Source organism: Leifsonia sp. 10L418, from assembly GCF_056395445.1.
Genome location: NZ_JBFTJN010000004.1, coordinates 12,020 through 34,500, shown reverse-complemented (window position 1 = coordinate 34,500; position 22,481 = coordinate 12,020). Strand labels below are relative to the sequence as shown.

The following is a 22,481-nucleotide window of genomic DNA, read 5'->3' as shown; positions in this document are numbered from 1 at the left end:
AACCGTGACCGATCGGAACGCGCCCGCCGCGACCTCGAAGCGGATGCGCTCACTCGATGGGCTCCGCGGGGTCGCCGCGCTCGTCGTCGTTCTCGGGCACGCACAACTCGTCGTCCGACAGAACTTCGACAGTCCGCTGTTTCACCTGCCGGGCATCCGCCACGCCCTTGAGTTGCTTTCTCTCCTCGGCGCCCATTCGGTATGGCTTTTCTTTGTGCTGTCGGGCCTGGTCCTCTCGCGCATGATGCTCTCGACTCGCAACTTCGACTACGGCAACTACGTTCTCGGTCGGCTCGCGCGGCTCTACATTCCGGTCTGGGCCGCGGTCGCACTCACGGCTGTGTCGATGCTCCTTGTGCCTCGCGATTCGCCTGGGTTGGGCCCGTGGGTTGACGCCCACCCCGTCACGTACCTGCCCTCGGCGATCGTCAGTGACCTCCTACTCATCACTGGCACCACCGGCAACCTCTCGCCGTTGTGGTCGCTTCAGTGGGAAATCTTGTTCTCGGTTCTGCTGATTCTCTACACGGCAACCCTGCGCAAGGTGCCCCCGCTCATCGGGGTGCCCGTGACGATTGCGCTCTGCATCGTCGGTCAGCAAACCGGCAACCAGGCGCTCATGTACATGTCCATGTTCGCCGTCGGAACTGCGCTTGCCATCGCTTGGGATGAGCTGTCGGCAATTCGCGACCGAGTGGAGGAGCGGATGCGGAACGCGTGGATGCTCTACGTGGCGCTGCTCGTGGTCGCATGCGTTCTGATCGTTGTGTTGCAGATACTTCCGCGGCTGTTGGCGAGCTTCGGGGTTCCCGACCTCGTGATGAGCATCGGCAGCATGGTGAGCACCATGGTTGCCCTCGCCGGTGCGATCGTACTTGTGGGTCTCGCAACGCCACTCCGAGCAATCTTCGAACTCCGGGTCGTGCAGTGGCTCGGGCTGATCTCGTTCAGCCTGTATCTGGTGCACGAGCCGGTGCTGCTTGCCGCGGTGCATCTTTTCCGCGGCGATCCAACTGCCATGGTCGTCGGGCTGGTGCTGTGCTTCCCGATCGCACGGCTCTTCTACTGGGCGGTCGAGAAGCCGTCCCACCGGTTCTCGCAACGATTCAGCCGTTCGAAGACCCCCGCGGCACAGGTACCAACCGCAGCCTCGTGAGCATCTGAGCACCGATCCGCTCGTCGCAGCATCGGTTAGCCGTCCGAACCCGCACGGTCAGCGGTCCACGCCCGCGCCATGCCCATTGCCTGGGCGAGAGAATCGCCCACGCGTGGCTCGGCCACGAACACCCGGTCTGCTCCGATCTCGGCAAGCACGCCGGTGACGGCCAGCTGATCGCGCACCGTCCCGCTCACCCCGACGAGCATCAGCGCGGCACCGGCCGCGGCAAGGGTCGCGGCATACTGCGCGAGGATCTTGAGGAAGGTGCTGCCGAGTTCGTCCTTGCCCCGCAACCGGATGATCACCACCGTGCCTTCGCAGCGGTCGGGAACCTGCGGGAGCTGAGCCTCGAAGACCGGTGCCGCGGCGAAGAACAGGCTTCCGTAGGGCGCGAGCACCACCAGTTCGCCGGGCTCCAGGCTGGCCGGCGGGTCTGTCTCAATCGGAAGCGGGTGGCCCTCCTCGAACACCCACCGACGGATTGTGATCCGGTTCGACTGGCGAGCGATGTGCAGAATCACCGCGAGGCCGACGCCGATGAGCACGGCGTACTGCAGCGGGATGATCAGAGTGAGGATGAAGGTCACGGCGAGGATCGACGCCTGGACCGGGCCCGTGCGCCACACCATCAGAATGTCGTGCAGCTTGAAGGTGCGAATGCCGACGAGGATGAGCAGCCCGGCCAGCGCCGGCATGGCGATATAGCCGATCGCCGGGCCGAGGGCGAGGATCGTGACAGCCATGACAAGGCCGGCCGTCAGGTTCGCGAGGGCACTCTTCGCGCCTGCGGCCTTGACGAGAGCGGTAGCCGACATGGATCCGCCAACGGGCATGCCCTGGAATAGTCCCGTGGCGAGGTTGGCGATGCCCTGCCCTCGAAAGTCGTTCGAGGCATCCGGATAGGTGCCGTCGGGGTTCGGGACCGATCCGCTGATGGCGGCCCCCTGCACCAGGCCGACGAGAGCGAGCGAGAGGGCGGGGATGAGGAGCGTGGTCATCAGGCTGAGATCCGGCAGCACGAACCCGGGCAAACTGTTGGGGACAGTGGCAACGCTGGCCACCAGCTGAATCGGCTGGCCGGGAAACAGGAGGCCGAACAGGGCTGCCAGGCCGGATGCGACGACGATCGCCACCACCATCGCGAGAGCTCCCAGCTTGGTGCGCTCGAGCAGCAGAATCAGCCCGATGGTGACCGTTCCCACCGCGACGGTGGGCCAGCTGAACTGAAACAGGTGAAGCAGCGTGTCGAAGCCCTTCACGATGCGGTTCGCACCCTGACTCTCGTAGCCGGTGAAGTTGTCGAACTGCCCCAGCACGATGTTGATGGCGACGGCGTTGATGAACCCGACGAGAACGGCGGTGGGGATGAATCTCACCAGCGACCCGAGCCGGGCGATGCCGAGGATCAACATGATCACCCCGGCCATCAGGGCGAGCGTGGCCAGCGCTCCGCTCGCGTTGTCACCGGATTGAGTCTGCGGCACATCGGAGATCACCACGGCCATCGCGCCTGTGGCCTGCACCGTCATGAAGGCAGACCCGGTCGCGAGTGCGCCACCGATGGTGCCGGCAAGGTAGCCGTAGAGGCCATGCAGCGGGTTGACTCCGGCGAGGAGCCCAGCCGCGAGTCCATCCGGCACGCTCTCGACGCCGAGCACGAGCCCGGCCTTCAGGTCGGCGCCCACGGTGCGCCTGGTGCCGAACCTGCTCAGGTAGCTGCGCAGGGTGTGGCGCACGCGCCCCGCCCACGGCATCCGTTTCACCGCCACGCGACTTAGACCAGTACATTCTGGATCTGCATGATCAGGACCATAGCAAGGAGAACGGCGATAGGGGTGCTGTTTCGGTCCTGAGCGCAATTCAGGGAAGGTCGACTGATCCGGTGAGCAGCGCGCCCTCCGTCGTAGCTGCGGCTTCCGTGAGTGCCTTGACGTACTCGGGGGCCGAGGCCTTCCTGAACCTCGCCGTGGGGATGGCTGTCGTGTAGGCGGCGACGGGTTTTCCGGTGGCGTCCCGAATACAGACACCCAGGCCGGTCACTCCCTGTCTCGTCTCCTCCAGGCTTGCTGCGTAGCCGGCCTTGCGGACGGCCGCCAGTTGGCGCTTGAGCGCGGGCAGGGTGTGGATCCTGGCGGCGGGCCACGGCGTCAGGCCTTCGCGGTAGATCTGCTGCACTTCCACGGTGCGGAGCTCGGCCAAGATCGCCTTTCCCCCGGCAGAGCAGTAGGCCGGCATGAGATCCCCCATCCTGGCCCTGACGCTCAGCACCTCTTCGGACTCGATGCCGTCGATGAAGCGGATGTTGGGGCCGGTGAGCACCATGAGCTGGACCGTGTCGTTGACGTCTTCATAGAGTTTCAGCAAGGCCGGTCGGGCCACCTGCCGCAATTGGTTCACGGAGAAGTGGCTCTCACGGTGAGGGGCCAGCTGGGGTCCCGCGCGATACCGCCGCTCCCGGTCCTGCACCGCGAAGTCCCTGGCGACGAGCGCGCCGAGCAGCCTGTGGGCTGTCGACGGCGCCACTCCGAGGCGTTCCCCGGCTGATGTGACACTCATCACCTCCCCGTCGCGCAAGTGGAGGAGCAGCTGGAGGGCGCGGTCAACTGATTCGAGCTTCGGGACTGTTTCAAGATTTCGCACAGCAGAATCATCCCACACTGTGATCACCCAGTACCAGGGAAGCTGTTGGAAGTCTGCACAGAATTCTCGGGTTTCTGAGGAGTGAAATCACGCGAACCTAATTTCGCTGATCGAAACTTCACGCAGACTTGTGGACGGTTGTGCGCTGCTCTCACTACGATCGCGATGTTGCCAAAGACCTTTTAAGTTTCAGGAAAGAAGACATGGACGTCTTAACTCAGATCCGCCAGTCGCGGATGACCCGTTTCCAGGTGATGGCGATCGTGATCGCCCTGACACTCATCCTCATTGACGGGTTCGATGTCGCCGTGATGGCCTACGCGGCCCCGAGCCTCTCACGGGCCTGGGGACTGGACCCGGTCACCCTGGGATTCCTGCTCAGCGCCAGCCTCTTCGGCATGGCAGCCGGCTCCCTCTTCCTCACGCCGCTCGCTGACAAGATCGGGCGCCGGAAGCTCGCTCTGATTTCCCTGGTCATCATCAGCATCGGCATGATCTTCTCGGTCTTCGCCGCGGACGCGATGCAGCTGATGGCCTTCCGGATCATCACCGGCCTCGGCGTGGGCGGCATGATGGCCAACATGAACGTACTGGTCTCCGAGTACGCCTCGGACAAGCGGCGCGGCTCCATCATCGGTATCTATGCCGCAGGCTATCCGATCGGCGCCACCGTCGGCGGACTCGTGGCCGCGCCGCTGATCCCGTTGTACGGCTGGCACTCGGTCTTCATCGTGGGAGCAGCCCTGACGGTGCTGATGCTGCTCATCTCCTGGCGTTTTCTGCCCGAGTCCCTCGACTATCTGCTGACCCGTCGCCCGGCAGGTGCCCTGGCCAGGATCAACGGCATCCTGGCCAAGATCGGACGCCCGGCGCTGGATGACCTGCCCGCCCTCCCCGAGGCCGTCCGTCAGCAGAGCGCCGTTTCCGAGATCCTGAGCGGGTCTACCCGGTACCGCACCCTGGCATTGTGGATCGGCTACGCCTGCCTCGTTGCGGCCTACTACTTCGCGAACACCTGGACTCCGAAGATCGTTGCGGCGGCCTCCGGAAACGACTCCCTCGGGGTCAGCATCGGCGTGATCGCCAACGCCGGCGGCATCCTCGGCTGCTTCATCTTCAGCGCGCTGGCCATCAAATTCCGCAGCCGACCGCTGCTGGTCTGGGCGCTGGGCGCCGCGGCGGCGGCGTACCTGCTGTTCGGCCTGGTGTTCACCCACACCAGCGTCGCCCTCGTAGTGGCCCTGTTCCTAGGAATCCTGACCACGGCCGGGATCGCCGGCTTCTACGCCGTCGCACCCGAGGTCTACACCGCACGGGCACGTGCCACCGGCATCGGCTGGATGATCGGCCTCGGCCGCTTGGTGTCTATCATCGCGCCGATTCTCGTGGGCTATCTCGTCTCCGGAGGGTGGCGGCCTGAGAACATCTTCTTCCTCTTCGCCATTCCGCTGGCCGCCTCTGCGCTCTGCATCGTGGCCCTGGGCATTTCCATCAGGCGGTCCGGATCAGCAGCACCGGCACCCGTCGCGGGGTCTCCCGTCACCAGCGCGGCCTAGACCGCCAAGCTTTCACCTCGTCCAAGAATCGTTCAGAAGGAATCCCATGCGCTCTCTTGAAACCGGCACACTGCTCAAGGCAGCCCCCGCCAGGGAGGACTGGCCCCAGTTCCGGATGGGTGTCTTCCTGGCGGAAATTGAAGCGAGGACAGGACGGAGTTTTGCCAATTATGAGGACGCCTGGCGCTGGTCGGTGGACCACCTTGAGGAGTTCTGGGGTGCGGTCTGGGAGCACTTCGAGATCATCACCCACACCCCGTACGAGACGGTCCTGAAGGATCAGACGATGCCCGGCGCCGACTGGTTCCCCGGCGCAACGATCAACTACACCGAACACATTGTCCGCGCGGTCGCCGCCCGCCGTGACGATGTCATGGTCACGTCCCGCAGCCAGACCAACGGAAGCACGGAGTGGACGGGTGCCCAGTTGCTGGAGGAAATCGGCCGCATCCAGCAGGGGCTGATCCGTCACGGCATTGCCGCCGGGGACCGCGTGGCCGGGTATCTGCCCAACATTCCCCAGACCCTCGCGGCCTACCTCGCGACCGCCGCGCTGGGTGCTATCTGGTGCTCCGTCCCTCCGGAGATGGGCCCCAAGTCCGTCCTTGACCGGATCAGCCAGCTGGAACCATCCCTGATCCTCGCGATAGATGGGTACCGGTGGGGCAGAAAAGACCTGTCACGTGCCGACGATCTTGCCCGGATCCGCGAACAGCTCCCGCAGACACCGGTCGTGCTGCTCCCGTACCTGGATCAGGAGTGCGACATTCCTGCCGGCGCCACCGCCTACGCCGACTTCACGCGCGACCCGGGGGAAATCCGCTGTGAGCCGGTGCCCTTCTCTCACCCGCTCACGGTACTTTTTTCGTCCGGAACCACCGGCAAACCCAAGGCGATCGTGCACTCGCACGGTGGCCTGCTGCTGGAGCATTCCAAAGCCCTGTGCCTGCACAGCGACCTGGGCCCGAAAGACACAGCCTTTTGGTTCACGACCACCGGATGGATGGTGTGGACACTGGGGGTTTCCAGCCTGCTGACCGGCGCCGCCATGGTGCTCATGGATGGCGACCCGAACTGGCCTTCGCCGGGCGGTGAGTGGTCCCAATGGGCAGTGGCAGCCGACACTGAAGCCACCTATCTGGGCACCAGCTCCGCCTACCTCGCCGCGTGCGCGCACGCGGCCATGAAGCCCGGCGCGAGCTGGGACCTCAGCCGGCTGAGGGAAATCCAGTGCTCTGGCTCCCCGCTGTCGGCGGACGTCTCCGGCTGGGTTTACGACGCCGTCAGCCCGGATCTGCTGCTGGCCCCCACCTCCGGGGGTACCGACATTTGCGCAGCCTTCCTCGGCGCCAGCCCCCTGACCGGAGTCTCTGCGGGCGAGATGTCCTGCCGGCCGCTGGGCGTCGCGGTGGAGTCCTGGGACCCGGAAGGCCGGCCGCTGCACGGCGCCGCCGGAGAACTCGTGGCCACCAAGCCCATGCCGTCGATGCCAGTCTTCTTCTGGGGGGACGAGGACCAGGAACGCTACCGCGACAGCTACTTCGGTGCCTATGAGGGAATCTGGCGCCACGGGGACTGGCTCATCGAGACCGAGCGGGGCACCTGGGTGATCTCGGGCCGCTCCGATGCCACCCTGAACCGGGGAGGCGTCCGCCTGGGCACGGCTGAGTTCTACGCCGTGCTCGACGGCCTGGCCCAGGTCAACGACAGCATGGTCCTGCACTTTGAAGATCCCGACGGCGGCATGGGGCGGCTCGTTCTCCTGATCGAACCCCAGGACGGCGCCGACCGGGTGGAACTGGAGACTCTGCTGCGGCGGGCGCTGCGGACTGAACTCTCGCCCCGGCACCTCCCGGACAATGTCGTCTTCGTCCCCAGCGTCCCTCGCAACCCTTCCGGAAAGCGGCTGGAAATTCCCCTTAAGCGCGTCATCCAGGGCGCCGTCCTGGGCGATGTCCTGGACCCCGGAGTGCTCGTGAAGCCCGGCGATCTCGAAGAGACCGTCAGGATCATCACAGAGGCAATTGCCGCATGAACCGAATGTGAATGCCAATGATTGCGTCCCGACCAGTTCGGCGCTTTCCCCAGCCCTTTCCGCGGGGGCTACTCACAACGCAAAGTAGGAGATTTTGCGACTCGCCGCGCCCGACGGGCGGTTTCACGTGGCGTGTCGCAGATTCTCCTCCGTTAGGTTCCCCGTGGGCTGGGCCTCACCAGGCCGGCCGCGAACGGCCCGCCAGTAAACTGGTGAGCGGAAGCCGCAGGGGCGAATACGGTCCGCGTGACTGCGACAGCTGAGGAGCATCGTGACCACGACCGAAACGGCGCACTCCGACAAGCTCAGCGTCCCGGCTCTCACCGCCTTGGTCGTCGGTTCGATGGTCGGGGCCGGAGTCTTCACTCTGCCGCAGCGATTCGCGGCAGAAACCGGCGTCATCGGCGCGGTCATCGCGTGGGCGATCGCCGGGGCCGGCATGCTCACCCTCGCCTTCGTTTTCCAGAGCCTCGCCGTGCGCAAACCCCTGCTCGACAACGGCGTCTATGTTTATGCCAGCACGGGCTTCGGGAAATATCCCGGCTTCCTCTCGGCGATCGGCTACTGGGCCAGTTCGTGCGCGGGGAATGCGTTCTACTGGGTTCTGATCACCTCGACACTGAGTCCGTTGATCCCGGCCTTCGGCGACGGCAACACGGTGTCGGCGATCCTCGTCTCGTCGGTCTTCGTGTGGGGCTTCTACCTGTTGATTCTGCGCGGGGTCAAGGAGGCTGCCGGCCTCAACGCCATCATCACGGCGGCCAAGATCATCCCGCTGCTGCTGTTCGTCGTGGTGACGATCTTCGCTTTCAAACCCGACGTGTTCATCGCCAACCTCAGCGGAGGAGCCAGCGCCGGCGGCACCAGCCTGTTTGAACAGGTGAAAGGCACGATGCTCGTCACCGTTTTCGTGTTCCTGGGCATCGAAGGCGCCAGCGTGTACTCGCGCTACGCCCGCAAACGGAAGGATGTCGGGCGGGCGACCGTGCTGGGATTCGTCTCGGTACTCGCCCTCTTCGCAACCGTGTCGATCATCTCCTACGGCATCCTTCCCCAAGACGAGCTGGCCACGCTGCGCCAACCGTCCGTCGGCAGTGTGCTCGAGGCCGTCGTCGGCCCGTGGGGAGCCTGGTTCATCAGCGCCGGCCTGATCATCGCCGTGCTCGGCGCCTACCTTGCCTGGAGCCTGATGGCCGCTGAGGTGCTGTTCGCCGCGGCGAAAGACAGAGATCTGCCGCAGTTTCTGGCGAAGACCACGAAAAAGGATGTCCCCGGGAACGCCCTGCTCCTGAGCACGCTGTTCATCCAGCTCCTGCTGATTCTCGTGTACTTCGCCAGCGGAGCCCTCGACTTCATGCTGGATCTGACGGCAGCCCTGTCGCTGATCCCGTTCGTGCTCGTCGCCGGCTACGCCCTCAAGATCGCGATCGAGCGGGATGGCTATGCCGGCGTTCCGCAGCGCACACGCACTCGGGAGCTCGTCGTCGCCTCCATCGCCGTCGCCTACACACTGTTTCTCGTGTTCGCCGCGGGAACGCAATTCCTGCTGCTCTCGTGCATCTTGCTCGCCCCCGCGACGCTGTTGTACGCGATTGCACGCCGTGAACAGTCCGGAAAGCTTTTCACGACGCCCGGCTGGGTCGTCTTCATCGTCGTGTTGATCGGTGCGATCGCGGGAGTCGTCGGACTGGCGACGGGGTTCGTGAGCATCTAACCGGTAGGAACTTGCCCCGGTGCGTCTCCGGCCGCAACCCGCACGGACAACTTGTGATTGTCTGGAACTGCAACGACCGAGAGGAAGACCATGTCACGCATCGCAATTGTCGGCGGCCACGGGAAAGTGGCGCTGCACCTGACCCATGTGCTGGCCGAGGCGGGCCATTCCGTCAGCGCAATCATCCGCAACCCTCTGCAGAGTGACGACGTGATCCGGGCCGGCGCCACTCCGGTGGTCCTGGATGTTGAGCAGGCTTCGACCCAGGATTTCGCAGCCGCATTTGCCGGTCACGACGCCGTGGTGTGGTCGGCGGGCGCCGGCGGCGGCAATCCAGCACGCACCTGGGCGATTGACCGGGATGCAGCCATCCGTTCCATGGATGCCGCACGCGCCGCGGGAGTCGACCGGTACGTCATGGTGTCCTACTTCGGTGCGAGCCTCGACCACGGAGTTCCGTCAGTCAACCCCTTCTTCGTTTACGCCGAGGCCAAAGCCGCGGCGGATGAGTATCTGCGCAGCACCGCGCTGTCGTGGACCATTCTTGGCCCCGGCACGCTCACCCTCAAGCCCGGCACCGGCTTAATCGACGTGGGCGACGAAGCCGCGGGCGGGCGGGTCGGCCGAGAAGACGTGGCGCTGGTGGCCGCGTCGGTGCTGGAGCGGCCGGCCACTGCTGGAATGTTCATCCAGTTCAACAACGGGACGACGCCGATCGACGAGGCGTTGGACCTGCTGACCAATTGAAACTCAGGGGAGCTCAGGGCAGCTAAGGGGACCCCGTCGCTCGGGCTCCGCCCTCACTCCTCCTCGAAACACAGCGTTCATTAACGACGAAGAGCCCGACACTTCGTGCCGGACTCTTCATCGTTGGTGGAGCTAAGGGGATTCGAACCCCTGACCTTCTCATTGCGAACGAGACGCGCTACCAACTGCGCCATAGCCCCAAACTGCTTATGCAGAATATCACGCGCTCCGGAGTACTTTTCGCCAGATCGCCGTTCCCGGCCTACTTCGTGTCGGCAATTTCACCCCAGGAGTCCGATCACGCAGGCGGAGGGAGCGCTCCGCCGCACTTCGGGCACACCCCCACCGACGGATCGTCGACAGAGGCGCCGCACTCCGGGCACACATTCGCCAGCCAGCAGGCGGGATCCCCGCCCAGATCCTCAGAAGAATCGGCAGGCAGATTGGCCGGGTCTTCGCTATCCGGCTGCACGGCGACGACGCAGCACATCATCGAGGTCGCTCATGCCGGATTCGGTGTCGCCGACGATTCCCATCGAGGCGAACTTGCTTGATGCAGCGGGCGCAGCGGATGCGGCCGGCGCGGCCACGCGGGTCGGCTTGGTGATCGGGGTGACTGCCGCGGCAAACGCAATCTCACGTTCTGCGGCACGGCGGGCCAACTCGGCTTCTGTGGCTGCCTTGCGCAGCTCGGCGCCGGCATCCACCGAGGCCATGGCGGTCTGCAACACTGATCCGCGCGTGAGGTACATCGGGCGCGGAAGCGGCTTCGGAGTCCAGGTGGGGGCGGCAACCGGCGCCTCGTCGAAGTGCACCGGCTCGAACTGCTGAACGCGCTGGCGCGGAGCCGGCTGTTCGACAACGACGTGCTGCGAAGCAACTCGCTCGGCGCGGGCAACCCGGGCCAGACGCGATAGTCCGCCAAGCGCCCAGACCGAGGCGACGGCTCCGAGGCCGAACAGCAACCAGGTTCCGCTGACGACACCGACGACGATGCCGGCCACCACCGACACGGCGCCGACAAGGAGGAGGAGCGCACGACGCGCACGTTGGGCGCGCAGGCGMCGCTTCGAGGCCTGCGCGATGTCAGGGGTGAACTGGCGTGCAACGGAGCCGGCGGTTGCCGACACGGACGCCGACACCGTCGTAGCGGTCGGCAGTGCTGCGGCGGCCTTGACCACCGCGGCCCGACGCGCTGCGATTGCAGCGTTCGTCGACGCCTTCAACTCGGCACGGGCTTTCGCCTCGGCCTGAGCCAGCAGCTTCTGCTGACTCGACACCGTGCGAGCATTCGCTTCGAGCCTGACCTGCGTCGGGATCTCGGCCGTCTCGGCAAGAATTCGCAGGGTCTGCTGCAGGCGAACGGCGTTGCGTTCCATTGCGTTGTACTGCCTTCGGCGTGCCCACGTCGGCATGAAATAGGCAACCCACAAGAGGGCAGCCACCGCCACCATTACGCCCCCGCCCAGCACCTCACCGCTCATGTTCCTTACGGTATGAGTTCCCGGGCAGTGCGTGGCTGATTACCGGGGGTGTGTCATCGATCAATAATGGGCAATTGATGCGCCGCCGCGGCACGATCTTCGGCGGTCACCGTCGCCGCATGAGGCGGAACGACCCCGGCTCGCCACCGCTGCAGCACACCCTGCTGCAGCTCCTCAGCCACCAGCCCGAAACAGAAATGATCGCGCCAGTCACCATTGATGTGAATGTAGCGCCGCCGCAGACCCTCATAACGGAAGCCGAGCTTCTCGACGACGCGCAACGACGCTTCGTTCTCCGGGCGGATGCAAATCTCCATCCGGTGCAAACCGAGCTGGTAGAAGCAGTAGTCGGTGGCCAGGGCCACAGCGGTCGGCGTGATCGACTTGCCGGCGAACCGCTCCCCCACCCAGTAGCCGATCGTTGCGCTGGAGAGCGAGCCCCAGCTGATCGAGGAGACGTTCAGTTGACCGGCAAGCTGCCCTTCATACTCGACAATGAACGGCAGCCCGTGTCCCGAGCGAGAATGCGTGAGCAGGCTCCGGATGCTGGAGCGGGTGTCGAACGACATCGGCGCGTAGGGGTTCGTTGCTTCCCACTTGCGCAGCCAACTGCGGTTTGCCATCAGTTCGCTGTCCAGCGCCCGCGCGTCGCGCACCCGGATCGGTCGGAGGGTAATAGATCCGTCGCGGAGCGTCGGGATCGTGATCGCCATTGCTGGGTGCCTCTTTAGTCGTTAGTCGAGGGTCGCGGCGAATTCGCGCAGCCACGGACGCAGCTGTTCGCGCAGGTCGTCGCGGTCGACGGCGAGCTGCACGATTGCCTTGATGTAGTCGACGCGGTCGCCGGTGTCGTAGCGGCGCCCCCGGAAGATGACGCCGTAGACGCCGCCGGTGGTTTCCGGCGTGATCGCCATCTCCTGCAGCGCATCGGTCAGCTGAATCTCATTGCCCTTGCCGGGCTTGGTGTGCTCGAGCACGTCGAAGACCTCGGGGCGCAGCACGTAGCGGCCGATGATAGCGAGGTTGGAGGGAGCGTCCTCAGCCGACGGCTTCTCGACAAGGCCGGTCACCCGAACCACGTCGGGGTCGTCGGTCGGTTCGATGGCAGCCGCACCATACATATGGATCTGCGACGGATCGACTTCGAGCAGCGCGATGACACTGGTGTTGCGGTTCTCCTGCTCGGTCAACATCTTGTCGAGCAGCGGGTCGCGGGCGTCGATGATGTCGTCACCGAGCAGCACCGCGAACGGCTCGTTGCCGACGTGCATCTTTGCACGCAGAACGGCGTGGCCGAGCCCGAGGGGATCGCCCTGACGCACGTAGTGCATGTCGGCGAGGTCGGTCGAGGCGTTGACCTTGGCCAGGCGTTCCCGATCGCCCTTCTGCTCGAGCAATGCCTCCAGCTCGGTCACCCGGTCGAAGTGGTTCTCCAGGGAGTTCTTGTTGCGCCCGGTGACCATCAGCACATCGTGCAGCCCGGCGGCGACGGCCTCCTCGACGACGTATTGGATGGCCGGCTTGTCGACTACCGGCAGCATCTCCTTCGGCATCGCCTTCGTTGCCGGGAGGAATCGTGTACCGAGCCCCGCCGCCGGTATTACTGCCTTCGTGATCTTGGTTCCCATGGCCCCTACGTTATCGGCATCTAGGATGAAAGGCATGGTCTCTGACATCGGTCACCGAAAGAGGGCGCTCCGCGCGGAATTGCGGGAGCGCCGTTCTAACCTCACCTCGCGTGAACGCGATGCAGCGACCGCCGGATTCACCGAAAACCTTCAAAGTTTGGTGATCGACCTGTCCGCACGGTCAATTTCCTGCTACCTCTCAGCTCGCAATGAGCCGAACACGCGCCCGTTCCTCAACTGGGCCGAGGCAGAGGGCATCCGCATTCTGTTTCCGGTCTCCCGAGAAGACGGTCTGCTCGACTGGACGGTCGGCGAAGAACAAGAAGAAGTCGAAGGCATCCACGGGATGCCGGAGGCCGCCGGTCAGTTGCTCGGTCCGATCGCCATCAATGATGTCGACCTCATCATCGTGCCGGCCGCCGCCGTCGATGAGAAGGGTGTGCGCATGGGCTGGGGACGCGGCTATTACGACAAGACCCTCGGGTCGATGGAGAAAAGCCCACCGGTGTACGCCGTCGTCTACGACAATGAGTTCGTTGATGAGGTTCCTCACGAAATACACGATCAGGCGGTCAATGGCCTGATCACCCCGACGAGAATTCTCTCGTTCTAAACGTTCGACGCGCACCCGCCCGTCGAGACCCTCAGCTGGAGATTCAGTGCCCACCTATTCTTACCGTTGCACCGCGTGCGACACCGCCTTCGACATTCAGCAGGCATTCACCGACAACTCCCTCACCGTTTGCCCCACCTGTCAGGGCAAACTGCGCAAGGTCTTCTCGTCGATCGGCGTGACCTTCAACGGTTCGGGCTTCTACCGCAACGATTCACGCGACTCCGGCAAGTCGACAATCAAGGCGTCGTCGGGGAGCTCCTCTTCTGACTCGGCCTCGAAGTCGGCCGCCACGTCAACTACGGCTGCACCGAGCACCTCCGGTAGTGTCTCAAGCTCAACATCTGCATCAACGAGCACGAGCGCGGCGGCACCTTCAGCTTCTTAGGTCCCTCCCGCTCACCGGAGGAACGGCCATGATTCAAGGCTTCAAAGAATTCATCATGCGCGGCAACGTCATCGACCTTGCCGTCGCCGTGGTCATTGGTGCCGCGTTCACCGCCGTCGTCACAGCGCTCGTCAACGGGATTTTCAACCCGCTCATCGCGTCGATCTTCGATTCCAAAGACCTCGCGACGTCACTGGTCCTTCCGCTTCCGGGCGGCGGAGGACTGGCCTTCGGTCTCGTGCTTGCCGCAGTCATCAACTTCCTGTTGATCGCCGCAGTCGTCTACTTCGTCTTCGTCATGCCGATCAACAAGATGAAGGAAGCGCAGGAGCGTCGCCGCAACGGTGGCAAGCCGCCGGTGCCCGATGCCGCTCCTGCATCCGAGGTCGACCTGCTCGTCGAGATCCGTGACCTGCTGGCCGCCGGCGCGCCAAGCGGGTCGAAGCACACGCTGTAGAACCGGTGGTCGAGCCTGTCGAGACCACGCACGCCCGGTGGTCGAGCCTGTCGAGACCACGCGAGCTGATCTCGAGACTAGGTCACGGGATCTCGACAAGCTCGATCACCGAGGTGGCTCGATCACCGAGGTGGCTCGATCACCGAGGTGGCTCGATCACCGAGGTGGCTCGATCACCGAGGTGGCTCAATCGCCGAAGGTCTATCGGCCGTTGACCGCCGTGATGATCGCCGCCACGATGGCGATCACGACAAAGCCGCCCAGCGCGAGACGCCGCAGCAGCACGTCGGCGAGCGCATAGCGCGAGCGACGACGCTTCTTCGGCGCGGGCTGCGGAGCATCCGACGGATCGGTTGGGGCATCTGCCCTCGGCTCGTCCACGGTTGAATCCAATCTTTTGCCCACACTCAAGCCTAACCGTCTGCGACTGGGCCGAGGCCGGCATCAGGCTCACGGCGCTCAGGGCGCTCAGGGCTCAGCTGAGGGCTCAGCTCAGGCCCCGTATGACTCGATCACTTCACGCATTCGCGGCATCCCGAACTGGTCGGCGATCTGAACTCCCGTCGGGGTGCCGAGTGCCGGATTCGCGCCGGCATCGAGCAACGCCCGCAGGATCTCTTCATTGCCCCGGAACACGGCGCAAGCGATGGCGGTCTGGCCCATTCCGTTGACGACCGAGGCGTCGGCTCCGCGTCGCAGCAGCTCCGCGACGGTGTCGCCGTGCTGCTGGTAGGCGGCAACGATCAGCAGGGTGTCGCCACGACCGTTACGGATGCCGAGGGGCACGCCCGCATCGATCATCTCGCCGAGCTCGTTGGTTGCGCCCTGGCGCGCCAGGTCGAAGACGCCGTCCACGATCTGGGCGTTCAGGTCGACATCGGCAGGTTCAGAATTCTCGTCGCGCATGGTTTCTATTATTTCGTTCATTCGGCCGAGCGAACTCCGGCCGTTCGGCCGATGCCGCAACCGAGCGCTCCGGCGAGGCTCGAGCCATGACATCACGCACAGAAGCCTCGCCCGGTTCCTTCGTCTCGACGAAAAGGTCGGCGAAGACGACATCGACATCTCGCCGGCCCCAGTGGCTCGCTCCCACCGGACTGATCCTGCTCAGCCTGATCCCGGTGGTTGCCGGGGCGTCACGGCTGACCGAACTGACGAGCGGCGCCACCGTGACAGCGGACAACTCCCGCTTTTTCGACTCCCCGATCCCCGTCGTGCTGCACATCATCGGCGTCACGGTGTTCAGTCTGCTCGGCGCCTTCCAGTTCGTACCCTCCCTGCGAGAGCGCCGGTCCTGGCACCGGATTGCCGGACGCATTCTGGTGCCCGCCGGTCTGATCGCCGCCCTCTCGGGACTCTGGATGTCGGTGTTCTACCCGTTGCCGCCGAGCGACGGCCAGATTCTCCTCGTCCTGCGGCTGATCTTCGGCGGGGCGATGCTGGCGAGTCTCGTGCTCGGCCTCGTGGCAGTGCGTCGACACAAGTACGTGCGCCACAGCGAGTGGATGACCCGCGGCTACGCCATCGGCGTCGGCGCCGGAACCCAGGCGCTGATCATGCTTCCCTGGATGCTTCTGATCGGCGCGACCGATGCTACGACCAAGGCCGTGCTGATGGGATTGGCCTGGGCGATCAACCTGGCGGTCGCTGAGTACGTCATCCACCGCCGTCGCGCCGGGTCATCACGCGGGCTGTCTCGTACATCCGGCCGATCCGCACGGTCCGATGCGCTCGTATCATAAGAGCATGGTCGCTCCGCTGCGCTCGATCTGGCATGCGCCAGGCGCCACCCCACCACCGCCACGGCGTGTGTGGCGGGATTGGGCATTGGTCGCGGCTGTGACCGCTCTCGCGGTGATCGAGGGCATCCTTCGGCCAAACATTCCGGCGCCGGTGCTCTCGGTGATCGTGCTGATCGCGGTGGCCCCGACCCTGCTCTGGCGCCGCACGTATCCACTTGCCATGATCGCGATCGCCTTCATCACGACGGGCGTCGTGTCGGCTTTCCTCGGTGGGTCGATTCAGCTGTTCACGAGCGTTTTTCTCCTGCTACTGCCGTATTCACTCGTGCGGTGGGGCAACGGACGAGCCCTCGTCATCGGGCTCCCCCTGTTGCTGGCCAGCGCGGCCGTCCCGCTGCTCACCAGCACGAGCGTCGCGGATATCGTCGGCGGGTTGACCGTGCTTCTGGTCACGATCAGCCTCGGCCTGGCCTTCCGGTTTCGGGCGAGCTCGCGGCAACGTGAGCTGGAGAGCGCCCGGTTGATCGAGCGCGAGCAGCTGGCCCGTGATCTGCACGACACCGTCGCCCACCACGTGTCGGCCATCGCCATCCGCGCCCAGGCCGGACTGGCCATGGCGCCCGGATCCCCCGAAGCGGCGACCGACGCCCTGCGCGTGATCGAAGCGGAGGCATCCAAGACGCTGTCAGAGATGCGCTCGATGGTTCGCATCCTTCGCCAGGACGAGGCCGCAGCGTTGACGCCGAACCCGCGGGTGGCCGACCTCGCTCTGCTCGCTCAGCAGCCCGGACAGGGCAGCGGTGTCACGGATGGGCCCGCCGTCGATGTGCACATCACCGGCGACGTCGAGAGCATCCCTCCCACGGTCGCCGCCGCGATCTACCGGCTCGTGCAGGAATCCATCACCAACGCCCGCCGCCATGCTGTGCATGCGACGCGGATCGCGGTGCTGGTCGACGCCGACGAAGCCCGCGTCAGTCTGAGCGTGAGCGACGACGGCGAAGCCGGCCCGCCCGCTGTGCCGGGCTACGGCATCCGGGGCATGATCGAGCGCGCGACCCTGCTCGGCGGAACCTGCCAGGCTGGCCGCGCGCCGGGAAACGGATGGGTAGTCAGTGCGGTCCTGCCTCGGGCAGGCTGGTCGACATGACAATTCGTGTGCTCGTCGCCGACGATCAAGAGCTCGTGCGCACCGGACTGCGGATGATCCTGAACGCGCAGCCCGACATCGAGGTGGTCGGCGAAGCGGTCGACGGGATTGAAGCCGTGCAGCTCGCCCGTGAGTTGCGCCCCGATGTCTGCTTGTTCGACATCCGGATGCCCGGTCAAGACGGCATCGAGGCGACCTGGGCGCTCGCTGGGCCCGGCGTTCCCGATCCGCTCGCGGTGGTGGTGATCACGACCTTCGATCTCGACGAATACGTCTTCACCGCGCTGCGTGCCGGTGCCCGCGGATTCCTGTTGAAGGATGCCGGTACGGCGCTGCTGGCCCAGGCAGTACGTGCGGCCGCGGCCGGCGACGCGCTGATCGCGCCGAACGTCACGGTACGGCTGCTGGAGGCTTTTGCCGGTGCCACCCCGACCGCAACTCGCGCGCAGCCGATCGAACCGCTCACCGACCGCGAAGAGCAGGTGCTCGGCACTGTCGCACGTGGGTTGAGCAACGGTGAGATTGCGAGCGAACTCTTCATCACACTCAGCACGGTCAAGACGCACCTGGCCAGCCTGATGGCCAAGATCGGTGCCCGCAATCGGGTCGAGGTCGCCATCTGGGCGTTTCAGACCGATCGCGTCGACAAGCGCTCCTGATCCCTACCCGTGCTTTGCGAGCAGCGCGGCGACCGGTGCGGCTGCCAGAGCGGCTACCAGTGCGGCGGGCGGTCTAGTCGGAGGCGGTCGTCGTTCTCGCCCTTCGCCGCGGGCTTGTCCCCGCTGACGGATGCGACGCCACCCTCTTCACGCTCGACCGGAACGTCGGGGCTGGGGTCGGTGTTCGGTGCCGGTTCGAGCCGCGCGCGCCGTGAGCGGCCGCCGGCTTTCACGATCGCCTGACGCGGTACGTCCAGCCGCGGGATGCCGGGCGTCGGGTCGTCGGTGCTCATAGTTTCAAGGGTACCGGGCCGGGAACCGCAACCTCGTTGGTCGAGGAGCAGCCGACGGAGTCGGCCGCGTCTCGAGACCTCGCGAGCCAATCTACGAAATTTGGTTGCGTTCGAGCGTCGGCTCACGAGGCCACTTCGACAAGCTCAGTACATCGCTCGAGACACGGGCTCGCTGCGCTCGCGCGCTCCTCGACCAACGAGATTCCGACGTCTGCGCAACAGCGAGGAGGGGACCTCTTTTCGCTAATGAACTTCAGGCTCATATGACCCTGAAGTTCATTAGCGAAAACATGGAGCCCGTCGGTCGGCCGAAACACCGCGTCGCGGGTCGAACGCCGCATGCTGGTCTCAACGCGCGCAACGGCTACTCCGGACGCACCCCAACCAGCGCCGCCACCCGCGCCGCCACGGCATCCGGGTTCGTGAACAGATCGAAACTGTGCACCCGCAGGTAGTGCCAGCCGAGACGGCGCAGTACTTCGGGGCGGAGGCGCAGCGATTCGCGCAGGCTGCTGCGACCGACGACCGCATCGGTTTCGACGGCCACCGCCCGCCCGTTGTACGACGCCGCGAGCGCGAGCTTGCCGCGGTGCCCGAGCGAGACGCGCAGCCCGAGCCCCTCGAGCCGTGACGCCAGGTCGACCAGCAGCGCCTCACGCGCATCCGGTGCCGATACCTCGCTGGCTGCTGTTTCGGTCTCGCTGAGCACCTGCGCCAGCGCGAGAATCCCGTAGCGCTGGCGGTCGATTTCGATATCCGACGGCCGGAAGCACGACACGATATCCATCGAGCGGCGCGCCCGCGTCATGCCGATGGCCAGCAGGCGTTCTCCCCCGGGCTCGCCGAGCGAGCCGAAGTTCGAGAGCATCCGCCCGTGCGGCGTGCGCCCGTAGCCGATCGAGAAGATCACCCGATCGCGGCTCTGCGCGACCGCCTGCTCGAGGGTGAGCACGGTGAAGGGTTCGGCCCGGTCTTTCAGTATGAAGTCAGACAGGTCAGTGCGCTTGGCAAACGCCGCGAGCACGGCCTGGTGCACCCGCACCGCATGGCGCGCGCTGGCCGTGATCACCATGAGCGACTCGCGTGGGCGCTTCATCGCGTGCTCCATCACGAGAGCGACGACCTGCGTCACTTCGGCGTCAACACTCTCGACGGCGCCACTGTCGGGGTCGGGCATACCGTGGCCGCCGGCGACGTAGTTGAGGGTGAGGCTGCCGTGGCCGAGGAAGCTTCCGGCCCACGGATGCGAGTCGATGCGACCGCCGTAGAAGCGGTGGTTGACGAGCTCGGCGAGGTCTTCGCCGCCGGCCCGGTAGCTGCGCGTCAGCGTGAGCGTCGGCAGCAGTTCGCCCAGCCGGGCCAGCGCCGAGTCGGCGTGCAGCGCGTCGACGTTCGTCTCCTGCGCGGGCGGGGCCGACTGAATGAGGTTTGAGTCCGCGGCATCCGTCAGTGCCGTCGTGAACGGCGACGGCGTCTGCGTGACCGGGTCACCGAAGGCGACGATCTGCTTGCCGCGGCGAATCGCACCGAGGTTCTCGGCCAGGGTCGTCGCGCCGGCGTCGACCAGCAGCACCGAGTCGAACTGGGCCGCGTCGGTCAGGCTGGCGACTTCGTAGGGTGAGGCAAGCCAGACGGGGGCAAGCACGCGTCCGAGGTGCGGTGCCTCGGACTGCAGTAGTTCGGGGGTCGCCCGGTCGGCTCGCAGCATCCGGCGCAACGAATTCGCCTCGTCGGGCCAGTCGACGACACCGATTTTCCAGGTTTCGCCGAGCATCCAGGCGAGCAGCTGACCGGTGGTGGATGCGTGCGCCTCGTCCACGAGTTTGAAGTCGGCTTCGAGACGGTCGAGCACCTGAGTGTTCGCGTTCAACAGTGCCTTGTCGGCCGAGAGCATCGTCTCCAGCACCGACTGCCACCAGGCGAGTTCCAGCTCGGCGGCGACATCCTGTTCGGACACGTGACGGCGCGACAGGTCGGTCATCAGCGGGTCAAGGTTGCTCTCGCGCAGTGTCGAGAGCAGTGCGGTGCGCTCATGCAGATTGGCGAGCACCTCGCTCTCGGCGGCGAGACCGGCGATCGTGTGCACGAGCTCCTTGACCGGGCGGTTGGCGAGCTGCCGGGGCGTGCCGGCAATGCCGAGCGGGCCGTCCAGTTTCGCCAGGTCTTCGGCCACCCGGGCGTAGGCGACGTGCACATCGGCGATGCCGACCGGCACCTCGGGTGTCGACCCGGCCACGACGTAGCGCTGCCAGAGCGTGCGCTGCTGCTGAATGCGACGCAGGCTCTCGTTCATGTCGCTGACATGAACGCCGGCCCGCAGGTACTCCTCCGCCAGCTTGCGCAGGCGTCGACGGCTGGCGCCCGACATCTCGGGTGCATCGCGCCGGGCCGCCGTCGCGGCGATCAGCTCGGTCAGCGGACGGTCGAAAACGGCCGGTTGAAAACGGTCAAGCGTTTCACGGATGTCGAGCAGCAGACGCAGGTAGATGCCCAGCTCCGTGATCGTCTCGAAGGGGCGCAGCTTGGTCTGCCCGACGAGTCCGTTGGCGCGTTCGAGTAGACGCGGCAGCTCATGCTGGTTGATGCGCTTGGCCAGCTCGTGCGAGGTCGACGCCTCGTTCGTGTTCGCGAATGCTGCGCCGTACCAGGGTGAGTCGCCGGGTCCGTAGCGGAACTCGCCCAAGGCAGCGGCCTTGATCAGCGTCTCTGCGGCGGTGGCCCGGTCGTGGGCGAGAAGCTCGAGAGCCCGACGGTCGAGGCGTGCAGTGGTGGCCGGCGGCGAGGGAAGCTGGGCCAGACGAGCCAGCTCGCCCAGGGCGTCGAGCACGGAGACGCCGAGCGTCGGGTCACGGCGGGTCAGGGCGCCGCGGTAGTCGAGCAGCACCTTGCGCAGACGCACAAGCGCGTCGTCGACATCGCCGACCTGCGGCTGGGTGACCTTCTCGTTGCGGGTGATCGACTGAATCAGGTCGCGGCGGAGCGTCCGCGGGCTCACCGCGACACCCTGCAGACCGACCTGCTGCAACCGGTGCGCAATGCCGTCGAGGCTCGACCGACGCGCGCTGACCACGAGCACACGCTTGTGCTGCGCGATGAGCGCGCCGATGGCGTTGACGATAGTCTGGGTTCCGCCGGTGCCCGGCAGGGTCTTCACCACGAGCGAGTTGCCGGCCGCGATCTGGCTGACCACGTTCTCTTGCTCTGCGTCGGCGTCGAGCAGCAGCGTGTCGGTGGCCGGCGGGCGGGCATCCTGACCCACCGGGGCTACCGGCTGGTAGGCCGACTCCACGACGCCGCGAGCACGTGGGTTGCCGGCGACCGCGTCGAGCAGCGGGTGCTCGAGGTTGGCCGCATCGGCGGCGAGCGCCCGGCCGACGTCGGCGAACGACGACACGACCAAACGGGGAACCACGTTGAACCAGGGCAGGTGCGAGGTGAGTCCGCGCAGGCGGTCGATCACCGGCTGCGGTTTGAACGCACCGTTCGTGATCGCCAGGGCCACGAATGCGTCGGCGTCGAGAGTGATCTGGAACTGGTCGTGCAGAGCACGCGCCAGCTCCGGGTTGAGGTAGGGGGCGCCGTTGAGTTTGAGCTCGAAGTCACGGCCGTAGCGACGGATGGCCATGGGCCGCAGCAAGACGGGGGCATTGAAATCGACGTTGCCGTGTCGCCACTCGGCCAGTCCGATCGCCAGGTGCACCGATTCGATGCCGCGCATCGAGCGCAACTCGATGCCCTTCTGAGTGATCTCTCCGGCGGCGAGGCGGGCGTTGCGAAGGGCGAGCTCGTCACGGATCAGGTTCGACAGCAGTGTGGTCTTGCCGGTGATGAATTGGGGCAGACCGCCCGGATGCGAGGCGCTCAGTTCGATGCGTGTGCGCGGGCTGTCGGAGAAGTGCAGCAGCGGCGAGCGCCCGCCGACCTGAGCCAGTTCGTCGCGCCAACGCTGCCAGACCGGTTCAGCGATATTGCCGGCGAGCAGGGTCGGATCGCCCAGGCTGATCGCGTGCGGCGACGTCTTGCCGTTCGGATCGGGTGCAGGCGCGCCCGAGTACTCGGACAGATTGTCGTCGTCTTCTGGTTTTCTATCGAGGCGCCACACAGGCCTACCCTAATTCGCCGAAGCGGCATTTGCCGTGAGGCGGTGCGGGTTTCGCGGTTTCTCGCCCGCATTTACTGGTCGGGCGTGTTCGTTGGGGTCTCGTGAGGTGCCGCC

Annotated in this window: 20 protein-coding genes, 1 tRNA gene and 1 pseudogene; 11 read left to right on the top strand and 11 right to left on the bottom strand. The window is 65.7% G+C overall.

From position 1 onward, the window contains the following. Nucleotides 1-4 precede the first annotated feature (4 nt). Nucleotides 5-1,156 carry an acyltransferase family protein gene (locus tag AC1DCF_RS10430; RefSeq protein WP_477210951.1) on the top strand — a complete coding sequence of 384 codons (1,152 nt, stop codon included), beginning with the start codon at nucleotides 5-7 and terminating at the stop codon, nucleotides 1,154-1,156. Between the two features lie 35 nt (nucleotides 1,157-1,191). On the opposite strand, the gene AC1DCF_RS10425 is transcribed toward AC1DCF_RS10430, so the two are convergent. Together AC1DCF_RS10425 and AC1DCF_RS10420 are read right to left on the bottom strand one after the other, a co-directional pair. After that, complete coding sequence (locus AC1DCF_RS10425) at nucleotides 1,192-2,928, bottom strand: SulP family inorganic anion transporter (RefSeq protein WP_477210950.1); 1,737 nt, start codon at nucleotides 2,926-2,928, stop codon at nucleotides 1,192-1,194. A gap of 91 nt (nucleotides 2,929-3,019) precedes the next feature. Next, nucleotides 3,020-3,799, bottom strand: coding sequence for an IclR family transcriptional regulator (locus tag AC1DCF_RS10420; RefSeq protein ID WP_477210949.1), 780 nt, complete (start codon nucleotides 3,797-3,799; stop codon nucleotides 3,020-3,022). Nucleotides 3,800-4,002: 203 nt separating this feature from the next. Between AC1DCF_RS10420 and AC1DCF_RS10415 the strand changes: the two genes are divergently transcribed. The 4 genes from AC1DCF_RS10415 (at nucleotide 4,003) to AC1DCF_RS10400 (ending at nucleotide 9,851) form a co-directional block, all read left to right on the top strand. Further along, entirely contained in the window at nucleotides 4,003-5,355 is a 1,353-nt protein-coding gene (locus tag AC1DCF_RS10415) for an MFS transporter (RefSeq protein ID WP_477210948.1), read from the top strand. Between the two features lie 46 nt (nucleotides 5,356-5,401). Next, nucleotides 5,402-7,390, top strand: coding sequence for an acetoacetate--CoA ligase (locus AC1DCF_RS10410; RefSeq protein ID WP_477210947.1), 1,989 nt, complete (start codon nucleotides 5,402-5,404; stop codon nucleotides 7,388-7,390). 271 nt (nucleotides 7,391-7,661) lie between these two features. Further along, the gene (locus tag AC1DCF_RS10405; RefSeq protein WP_477210946.1) at nucleotides 7,662-9,104 is read left to right on the top strand and encodes a basic amino acid/polyamine antiporter; all 1,443 of its coding nucleotides are present in this window, start codon (nucleotides 7,662-7,664) and stop codon (nucleotides 9,102-9,104) included. A 90-nt stretch (nucleotides 9,105-9,194) separates the two neighbouring features. Beyond that, nucleotides 9,195-9,851 carry an SDR family oxidoreductase gene (locus tag AC1DCF_RS10400; protein ID WP_477210945.1) on the top strand — a complete coding sequence of 219 codons (657 nt, stop codon included), beginning with the start codon at nucleotides 9,195-9,197 and terminating at the stop codon, nucleotides 9,849-9,851. A gap of 124 nt (nucleotides 9,852-9,975) precedes the next feature. Here AC1DCF_RS10400 and AC1DCF_RS10395 read toward each other — a convergent pair. The 4 genes from AC1DCF_RS10395 to galU form a co-directional block, all read right to left on the bottom strand. Continuing rightward, nucleotides 9,976-10,051, bottom strand: a tRNA-Ala gene (locus tag AC1DCF_RS10395). Between the two features lie 258 nt (nucleotides 10,052-10,309). Continuing rightward, nucleotides 10,310-11,335 carry a hypothetical protein gene (locus AC1DCF_RS10390; protein ID WP_477210944.1) on the bottom strand — a complete coding sequence of 342 codons (1,026 nt, stop codon included), beginning with the start codon at nucleotides 11,333-11,335 and terminating at the stop codon, nucleotides 10,310-10,312. Between the two features lie 53 nt (nucleotides 11,336-11,388). After that, entirely contained in the window at nucleotides 11,389-12,048 is a 660-nt protein-coding gene (locus AC1DCF_RS10385) for a GNAT family N-acetyltransferase (protein WP_441792492.1), read from the bottom strand. Between the two features lie 21 nt (nucleotides 12,049-12,069). Continuing rightward, complete coding sequence (gene galU, locus AC1DCF_RS10380) at nucleotides 12,070-12,963, bottom strand: UTP--glucose-1-phosphate uridylyltransferase GalU (protein WP_477210943.1); 894 nt, start codon at nucleotides 12,961-12,963, stop codon at nucleotides 12,070-12,072. 34 nt (nucleotides 12,964-12,997) lie between these two features. Here galU and AC1DCF_RS10375 point away from each other — a divergent pair, with 34 nt between their 5' ends. Together AC1DCF_RS10375 and AC1DCF_RS10370 are read left to right on the top strand one after the other, a co-directional pair. Next, the gene (locus tag AC1DCF_RS10375) at nucleotides 12,998-13,576 is read left to right on the top strand and encodes a 5-formyltetrahydrofolate cyclo-ligase (protein ID WP_441792490.1); all 579 of its coding nucleotides are present in this window, start codon (nucleotides 12,998-13,000) and stop codon (nucleotides 13,574-13,576) included. 46 nt (nucleotides 13,577-13,622) lie between these two features. Beyond that, nucleotides 13,623-13,763: pseudogene (locus tag AC1DCF_RS10370) on the top strand (FmdB family zinc ribbon protein); the annotation flags it as partial. 14 nt (nucleotides 13,764-13,777) lie between these two features. Here AC1DCF_RS10370 and AC1DCF_RS10365 read toward each other — a convergent pair. Beyond that, nucleotides 13,778-13,936 (bottom strand): hypothetical protein, encoded by a 159-nt coding sequence (locus AC1DCF_RS10365; protein ID WP_477211162.1) that lies wholly within the window; start codon nucleotides 13,934-13,936, stop codon nucleotides 13,778-13,780. Nucleotides 13,937-13,992: 56 nt separating this feature from the next. Between AC1DCF_RS10365 and mscL the strand changes: the two genes are divergently transcribed. After that, on the top strand, nucleotides 13,993-14,421 hold the full coding sequence (gene mscL, locus AC1DCF_RS10360; protein WP_477210942.1) for a large conductance mechanosensitive channel protein MscL: 429 nt from the start codon (nucleotides 13,993-13,995) through the stop codon (nucleotides 14,419-14,421). Between the two features lie 201 nt (nucleotides 14,422-14,622). Here the strand turns inward: mscL and AC1DCF_RS10355 are convergent, their stop codons facing one another. Then, nucleotides 14,623-14,802, bottom strand: a complete 180-nt coding sequence (locus tag AC1DCF_RS10355; protein ID WP_441792488.1) for a hypothetical protein — start codon at nucleotides 14,800-14,802, stop codon at nucleotides 14,623-14,625. A gap of 111 nt (nucleotides 14,803-14,913) precedes the next feature. Beyond that, nucleotides 14,914-15,327, bottom strand: coding sequence for an ankyrin repeat domain-containing protein (locus tag AC1DCF_RS10350; RefSeq protein ID WP_477210941.1), 414 nt, complete (start codon nucleotides 15,325-15,327; stop codon nucleotides 14,914-14,916). 86 nt (nucleotides 15,328-15,413) lie between these two features. Here AC1DCF_RS10350 and AC1DCF_RS10345 point away from each other — a divergent pair, with 86 nt between their 5' ends. Genes AC1DCF_RS10345 through AC1DCF_RS10335 form a run of 3 tightly spaced genes read left to right on the top strand, consistent with a single transcriptional unit; the run spans nucleotide 15,414 to nucleotide 17,972 of the window. Then, nucleotides 15,414-16,163: a DUF2306 domain-containing protein gene (locus tag AC1DCF_RS10345; protein ID WP_477210940.1), complete on the top strand. Its 750-nt coding sequence runs from the start codon at nucleotides 15,414-15,416 to the stop codon at nucleotides 16,161-16,163. A gap of 4 nt (nucleotides 16,164-16,167) precedes the next feature. Beyond that, entirely contained in the window at nucleotides 16,168-17,313 is a 1,146-nt protein-coding gene (locus AC1DCF_RS10340) for a sensor histidine kinase (protein WP_477210939.1), read from the top strand. After that, nucleotides 17,310-17,972, top strand: coding sequence for a response regulator (locus AC1DCF_RS10335; protein ID WP_477210938.1), 663 nt, complete (start codon nucleotides 17,310-17,312; stop codon nucleotides 17,970-17,972). Before AC1DCF_RS10340 ends, AC1DCF_RS10335 begins: the two co-directional genes overlap by 4 nt. 53 nt (nucleotides 17,973-18,025) lie before the next feature. Here the strand turns inward: AC1DCF_RS10335 and AC1DCF_RS10330 are convergent, their stop codons facing one another. After that, the gene (locus AC1DCF_RS10330; RefSeq protein WP_477210937.1) at nucleotides 18,026-18,265 is read right to left on the bottom strand and encodes a hypothetical protein; all 240 of its coding nucleotides are present in this window, start codon (nucleotides 18,263-18,265) and stop codon (nucleotides 18,026-18,028) included. A 364-nt stretch (nucleotides 18,266-18,629) separates the two neighbouring features. Continuing rightward, complete coding sequence (locus AC1DCF_RS10325) at nucleotides 18,630-22,367, bottom strand: AAA family ATPase (protein WP_477210936.1); 3,738 nt, start codon at nucleotides 22,365-22,367, stop codon at nucleotides 18,630-18,632. Nucleotides 22,368-22,481 lie beyond the last annotated feature (114 nt).

What these genes read in the sequence shown, in the direction of transcription:
- AC1DCF_RS10415 (WP_477210948.1), top strand. Translation starts at nt 4,003, where the DNA reads ATGGACGTCTTAACTCAGATCCGCCAGTCGCGGATGACCCGTTTCCAG.
- AC1DCF_RS10410 (WP_477210947.1), top strand. Translation starts at nt 5,402, where the DNA reads ATGCGCTCTCTTGAAACCGGCACACTGCTCAAGGCAGCCCCCGCCAGG.
- AC1DCF_RS10400 (WP_477210945.1), top strand. Translation starts at nt 9,195, where the DNA reads ATGTCACGCATCGCAATTGTCGGCGGCCACGGGAAAGTGGCGCTGCAC.
- AC1DCF_RS10385 (WP_441792492.1), bottom strand. Translation starts at nt 12,048, where the DNA reads ATGGCGATCACGATCCCGACGCTCCGCGACGGATCTATTACCCTCCGA.
- galU (WP_477210943.1), bottom strand. Translation starts at nt 12,963, where the DNA reads ATGGGAACCAAGATCACGAAGGCAGTAATACCGGCGGCGGGGCTCGGT.
- AC1DCF_RS10375 (WP_441792490.1), top strand. Translation starts at nt 12,998, where the DNA reads ATGGTCTCTGACATCGGTCACCGAAAGAGGGCGCTCCGCGCGGAATTG.
- mscL (WP_477210942.1), top strand. Translation starts at nt 13,993, where the DNA reads ATGATTCAAGGCTTCAAAGAATTCATCATGCGCGGCAACGTCATCGAC.
- AC1DCF_RS10350 (WP_477210941.1), bottom strand. Translation starts at nt 15,327, where the DNA reads ATGCGCGACGAGAATTCTGAACCTGCCGATGTCGACCTGAACGCCCAG.
- AC1DCF_RS10345 (WP_477210940.1), top strand. Translation starts at nt 15,414, where the DNA reads ATGACATCACGCACAGAAGCCTCGCCCGGTTCCTTCGTCTCGACGAAA.
- AC1DCF_RS10340 (WP_477210939.1), top strand. Translation starts at nt 16,168, where the DNA reads ATGGTCGCTCCGCTGCGCTCGATCTGGCATGCGCCAGGCGCCACCCCA.
- AC1DCF_RS10335 (WP_477210938.1), top strand. Translation starts at nt 17,310, where the DNA reads ATGACAATTCGTGTGCTCGTCGCCGACGATCAAGAGCTCGTGCGCACC.
- AC1DCF_RS10330 (WP_477210937.1), bottom strand. Translation starts at nt 18,265, where the DNA reads ATGAGCACCGACGACCCGACGCCCGGCATCCCGCGGCTGGACGTACCG.